This window comes from Novosphingobium sp. AAP93 (assembly GCF_001296055.1).
GTDB lineage: Bacteria > Pseudomonadota > Alphaproteobacteria > Sphingomonadales > Sphingomonadaceae > Novosphingobium.
The window spans coordinates 1-1,903 of the sequence record NZ_LJHZ01000117.1 but is presented as its reverse complement, the minus strand read 5'-3'; the positions used below and the strand labels follow the sequence as shown (position 1 = coordinate 1,903).

2 protein-coding genes are annotated in these 1,903 nt (G+C 47.7%); both read right to left on the bottom strand.

The features are described from left to right. Nucleotides 1-202: 202 nt before the first annotated feature. Nucleotides 203-841 (bottom strand): hypothetical protein, encoded by a 639-nt coding sequence (locus IP83_RS20370; protein ID WP_231625104.1) that lies wholly within the window; start codon nt 839-841, stop codon nt 203-205. Nucleotides 842-958: 117 nt separating this feature from the next. Next, nucleotides 959-1,903, bottom strand: a 945-nt coding sequence (locus IP83_RS20710) for a hypothetical protein (protein ID WP_197274424.1), incomplete at its 5' end; no start/stop codon positions are given.

Genomic DNA, 1,903 nt, shown 5'->3' with positions numbered 1-1,903 from the left:
ACCTTGTATTACAACGCCAGACACCCCGTAGCACAATGTTTACACAGCAATCTCAAACGCTTGACTGCAAACCAGCCCCACGGGCGCCGTGTAGGGTGTGCTTGGATCACACTTTGATCATGCGCATCAGGAAGCGCTCGGTGGTCACTCGGCTCGAGCGAGATTGATGAGGGATTTCACTGATGAGCCAAGGGGGAGGAAGTTACGCACCTGGAGCAGCAGTTTTTACTGCACGTAAGCCAGGCCAGTAATTGATTAACTCATCAATTCTTTTTGAATTCAGTCTGGATTTATTGCCAAAATCTCGCTCATCTGTTGAGTATTTATCTTCCAAATTATAATAATTTGACACCCTTTCTTCTATAATTCTTATACTTCCATATAATTTTTTCCTGAGATAATAGCTGCTGCACACGGAATACCCATATATATAATTGATTCTAAATTTATAAGAGTAGGATGCCCACGCTATGCCGCGACCATCCCCCGGACTGTACCCATTTAATTTATCTGCGATATCGTTTGCAGATGCCACATAATGATAAGTCATGATATCATGTATTGACAAAATTAAGGGATAATCTTTTTTATTGTTTGACAATATATGTTGATCGATTTTGACGTAGAAATTTTCCCCAAAACTAGCAGTAATTCCAGGCTCGTCGACAAAAGCTCCTTTCGCAACCTTCTTAACGTAACAGGCCTCTTCGCCTGTAAGAAATCCCATTTTTTGATCAACTGAAGCAGCAAGCCACCACAGTCCGGTTGGCCCATTGGCATCGCCACTTGCCGGCTCTGGAGCCCGCATGGTAGCTTGAGCATCCAATGCGCCCACAATCACGCTTCCTGGGAACAAATGATCGCTCTCCGGAGACAAATTCTGTCTATGGTAGTGTGCTCCAAAAATGGAGAAAATTAACAACCCCAAGATCATATTAAACACGCCACAAAATAATATTTATCTTGGTGTATAATATACTACTGGCTTTCTCATCGACACAGACATCGATCTGTACACAATTCTACTAGCGCCAATGCCAACATTTGCCAGTATTGGATAGGTTTTTCGTCCGCCAACAATCAAATCACCAGTGACGTTCTGTGGCCTTATTGTTGCGACATGCCCGTGTCCGCGAGGATTCTCGTATGTCAAGATAACCAAGCCTCCACCGTCGGCGATCGCTTGAGCCTCATCAGCACCAACAGGACGCCAGCTGTCCGATCCCCGTAAATTTCTCGAGATTACGTTGGCAGTGTGTGCGCCGAGCGATGTTCTCATAAATGCATTAAAGGCATCTGCATCAATCAACCCAGCCTTATCATAAGCCCTGACAATGGACGTAGTTGCAAAATTACAGTAGGTTGTCTTATTTGGAGATTGGAACCAAGCTCTATTGCCTAGAGCTTGGTTTCGCGCATTAACTAGAACATCAATTTTATATTGATCTGTTGCGCTGGACCGACCTATAATTTCGTTCCACTCGCGCGTACCTTTTCTCGGAGCGGTAACCTTTATCTCCTCAGGAGCTTTAGCCTCTGCCACAGATTGTACGACGGTTCCTTCGTCTTGCAAAGAATCAAGACGGCCGACACCTAACCCCGGAGCGAAGTCCTGGCTCATCAGACCATTGCCGGGCAGCAACGGAGCACCGGCATAGCCTGCGCTACCATCCGCCAGATAGGAGCCGCCTGCCCCACCGCCACCCGACAATGCTAGCTGTCCGTCCCCATCGAACGGTGTCCCTGCAAGCAGGTTCGTCGGATCGCCGCCCCCCCGGCCGATGCTCGCCAGCTTTTCAGCAGCCAAATTCCCGATGGTATTGGCGATAACGTCCGGCAGCGCTGCAATAATGTTGTCGCCGAAATCAGTTCCATCGATCACGCTGCGCGCAGCGGCGTTTAC